The following is a 4,093-nucleotide window of genomic DNA, read 5'->3' as shown; positions in this document are numbered from 1 at the left end:
CGGTGATGGTGTCGGTCTGGCAGCTGTAGGTCGCAGGCGATGGCGTCGCGGGTGGTGTTGGTCAGGTCGCGGCCGGCGATCTGGCCGCCGAGGTTGAGCAGGTTGGCCTGCGGCGCCACCGTGCCGCTGGACACTATGCGGCGCTGGTTGAGCAGGTTACCGGCGTTAGCGCTGACGTTAATGCTTAAGGATATGACTTGACACTTCAGGGAATGCACTCTGGATGTGTTTGTTGAGGCCCTCCAAGTCATCATAAGCGATAGGACCAAACCCTGGCTCATATGCGGCTAAATATTGGCTCGAGGAGAGACCCAACTTTAATGCCTGCTCTTGTACTTCCCACAATCTGCTTGGCCCTATTGTCCAATTTTTCCCAGGCAAGCCCTCCCGCTTGTGCTCATGCAACATCCAGCGAACCCTCCCACAATAATTTTCTACTGCAACTTTAATCCTATTTATGATTGCCTCACACTCATTTTCAAATCTAAATGCAATATATGGCGGGTATTCACTTCGATCCACCTTCTCAAAATGATCGCCAAACCAAACGTTTGGCTGTCGCTGCTGATATCTTCTCCACTCCAAAGGACTTATTTCATATAGAAAGTTCAGCAACCATCCCTCAGGCGCTTCAATTTTTTTAACGTCCATTTAATCCTCTCAACTTATCTGAAATAGTCACACCCCCGGGATTCATACCTCTGATATGACGCTCCCAACCCCCTTTTGGGATCGGATTAGGTGACAATCGAGGATCATATACATAACGACCATCTGTGTAGACCTGATGGTAGAACTGACCTGAGTCCTCCGCACCATTCTAAAACAGCGTCAAATTGCCAGGTTGCCTCGGTCTAACTTCAATGACTTTACCTTTACCACCCGCAACGTTAAATAATTTGTCGGCAATTTCTGAACAATCCACATGTTCACATGCAGTCATGTTTTTAATGCTCGGGCTTCCCATAGCATCAACAACCGACTTGTCCGGTGGAAAGTCTGGATTAACAGAGCGGAAGGGACGATTCATGCCTGGCGGAATAAAGTCTCCGGCAAGATCCGTTCCCTTTCTTGCAGCTTCCAGGGCCTCCTCGGACGCATAGATTTCGCCAACTGGTCCCTGGATGACCAGATCACCTTCAGAATTATATACCCGCCTAAATCCCTGCGGGAGCCCGCCAGTCTCATTAGCTGCTGCCCCAGCCGAGTTCATGTTGCGATAGCCTGGAGGAAGCTCCGGAAAACTGCTCAAGGCGGAGGTATCGATCGCGTTGCCTCTCGGCACATCAGACGCGATGTTCGACGACGAAACGTCGTCACCCCAGCGCAGAACCGTTCTTCCTGTCGTGCCACCCGCCGCTTCAGCAACCTCACCCACCGGCTTCAAGGCATTTACCGGCTCAAGAGTAGTTATAGGCAAAGTGGTGGCTGACCTTCCCAGACCGGGAACCACACCGGACGGAACAAATCCAACCAGGGAATAGAGCGCTTCTGCATAAGGCGTGGGCAACCCTGTTTTGCTCAACAGCATCCCGCCTAACGTAGACGTTGTCTCGCCCGTCGCTACGGTTCTAGCGCCGGCAACAGCCTGATCGGCCCCCCAAGGTATGAGCAAACATGAAATTCCCGTCTCTGCACATCCTGCTGCACCTGTCGAAATGGCCGCCGAGCCCGCTGCAGTTTGCAGCACGCCGCCCAAGCGAGCCAAGGGACGCCCGTTACTGTTATCCCATTTGATTACACCATCTTTTGCGGCATCCCCTAAGTCGTAATCAAAAAGCTGTTTTTCAGATGGAATCCCTGTTTTCGCGGCAGTATAGGAACTGTAGTCCTTGTAAATTTGCTCCGCGAGCAAGTCGCCTAGCTGCTTGTACTCATCGCCCGCTCCCTTCGCTTCGAGTGCACCCCAGAATGCTTTTTCTGGAGTTCCATCAGCAAATTGTGCTGAGCATTTCACTCGTGCGCACGCAGCAGCAGTGAGGTCCGCCTGCAGCTGGACATCGCCCTTGCTTAGTTCCTTAATCCGGTTGATTTCTGTATCCGTCAGCATGCGGTTGTTTTCGACCGCATTGCGCGCAATCGCACTGCCGACCGCAACGTCGCTCAGACGGCCGCCTGTCATCCCGCCCACCAACGCACCGACCGCCTGCGACAACGCCAGGATCGTCTGCTTGTCCTGCTCGGATAGGTCGCTCGGCTTGGTGTCGGCGCCATAGAGCGTCTTGGTCAGGTATTGCGCTGCAGCTTCGCCACCCGCTCCAGTAAGTGCACCGCCTACGGCGGAACTTCCATTTGCCTCGGCCAACACAGCACCCAGCAGCGCATGCGAGAGCAGTTGCGCGGCCGCGTTCGGGTCGCTGCCTTGGTCGCCATCGAAGGTCCGCCCGATCAGTTGCGCCGCATACGGTGCCAGCGCGTTGCTTGCCACCTGCGTGCCGCTCTGGCCCGACACCCCGCCCACCAGGGCGGTGGTCACTGCCTGCAACGCACGGCTGTACTCGCCGCCGGTGCCCCATTGCGTTTGGCTGGTATAGGCATCTCGGTAGGCTGCGCTCTGGCTCAGCAATAGATCCTGTTGCTGAGTTGGATCCAGTTTCGCGAACGCCGCTTGCTGATCCCCGTTCAGGCCTTCCAGGTAGGCATCGCGCGCCTCGGCAGTCTTCTTCGCCGCACTGGCCGCGATGTCGCCAGCCACCTGCCGACTGGTCTCCAGCACCGTCCCGGCGGCCGCACCCATCGCCTGCTGCTCGGCCAGCACCTTGCGCACGTCCGGCAGGGTCGCCAGCGCCTCGTTCGCCTTGCTGGCATCGGTGTTGATGCCCGTCTCAGCCGCCGTGGTGCGCTTGCCGCCGATCGTGATGTTGCCTTCGGTCAACGTGGCGCGCGTGGTCGTGCTGTCGTTGCCGCTTTCGTACATCGGCAAGCTGCCGCCCAGCCCGCCGCTGTTGGCTGCGCCATAGTTCCCATTGGCGATGTTGCTGCCAATGTTCTTGGCCTGGTCGCCCGCGCTCACTGCCACCGGGTTGCCGTTGGCATCGGTGGCCGGCGTGCCGCTACTACCGAACCCGCCAGCGAGACTGCCGGAGCTGGCCGAGTAGCCCATCCGGTTCTGCAGGTCGCTGAAGGTCAGCGAAGTGGCAGTCAGGTCGCTGTTGTCCGCATTGGTGCTGGCGATCGCGCCGCCGATCAGGTTCACGTTGCCTGCGTCGACGTGGTAGCCGCCCTTGCCCGCGAACAGGCCCGACTGTTCGGTCACGCCGGAGGAGTTGCCGTTGGCCTTGGCCGTGCTGGCGTAGCCGCTGGCGTCCCACGCGGTACCGAAGGACACCTGGATGCGGCCGCCATAGCCGCTCTCCTTGGACTGGATGTTCGAGGTGTCCTGCAGCGACTCGATGGTCAGGTCGCCGCCGGTCTGCACGTCGATGCGGTCGGCCTTGGCCACGGCGCCGCGCAGCGTCGTATCGCCCTTGGAGGTGAACGCGATGTTCTGCGCGGCCAGCTCCGTGTTCTTCCACGTGGCGCTGTCGGCGTTGGAGGAGTGACTACCGACGCTGGCCTGCGCATAGGCATAGACGCCGGTCTGCGCGCCGACCGAGGCGCCCACACCCACTTCCAACCCAGCGTTGCTGCCCTTGCTCTGTTCCGAACCCGAGGACTTGCCTGCTTCCAGTACCAGGTCGCGTGCCGCGTCCAGGCTCAGAGTGTCGCCGGCCTTCAGGTTGCCCTGCACCACGTGCAGGTCGCCGCTGGTGCTGGTCAGGCTGACGTTGCCGCCGCCGCTGATGGTCGAACCTTGCGCGGTCTGGCTGCCGGCCTTGTACTTCTCCGTACTGGTGGCGTAGCCCACGCCCGCTTCCACGCTGACCAGCGCGCCGCTGCCACCGTTTTGCGCGATGCTGCTGATCGCACTGGCGGTCTGATAGCCGTTGGCCACTGCCGCCATGCCCTGCATCGCCGACAGCCTGCCGTCGGAGTTGCGCGCCGCATCGACGTTGTTGATCAGGTCGATCAGTGGCGATTTCACCCGCGCGAACGCACCGTACTTGTGCTGTTTGTCTAGTAGGGGACGTGGCGGCGGTGTCTTAGGGCGGGG

At 59.4% G+C, this 4,093-nt stretch carries 2 protein-coding genes; both read right to left on the bottom strand.

The window, feature by feature from the left end; all coding sequences use genetic code 11:
* Window positions 1-177: 177 nt before the first annotated feature.
* Window positions 178-651 carry a hypothetical protein gene (locus CEK66_RS09350; RefSeq protein ID WP_150409482.1) on the bottom strand — a complete coding sequence of 158 codons (474 nt, stop codon included), beginning with the start codon at window positions 649-651 and terminating at the stop codon, window positions 178-180.
* Window positions 652-820: 169 nt separating this feature from the next.
* Entirely contained in the window at window positions 821-4,024 is a 3,204-nt protein-coding gene (locus tag CEK66_RS20605) for a hemagglutinin repeat-containing protein (protein ID WP_343193311.1), read from the bottom strand.
* Window positions 4,025-4,093: the final 69 nt, after the last annotated feature.

The organism is Xanthomonas sp. LMG 12460, from assembly GCF_009192895.1.
Taxonomy (GTDB): domain Bacteria; phylum Pseudomonadota; class Gammaproteobacteria; order Xanthomonadales; family Xanthomonadaceae; genus Xanthomonas_A; species Xanthomonas_A sontii.
Note: the sequence above shows the minus strand (reverse complement) of the source record. Positions and strands in the feature narration are given on the sequence as shown.

What these genes read in the sequence shown, in the direction of transcription:
- CEK66_RS09350 (WP_150409482.1), bottom strand. Translation starts at nt 651, where the DNA reads ATGGACGTTAAAAAAATTGAAGCGCCTGAGGGATGGTTGCTGAACTTT.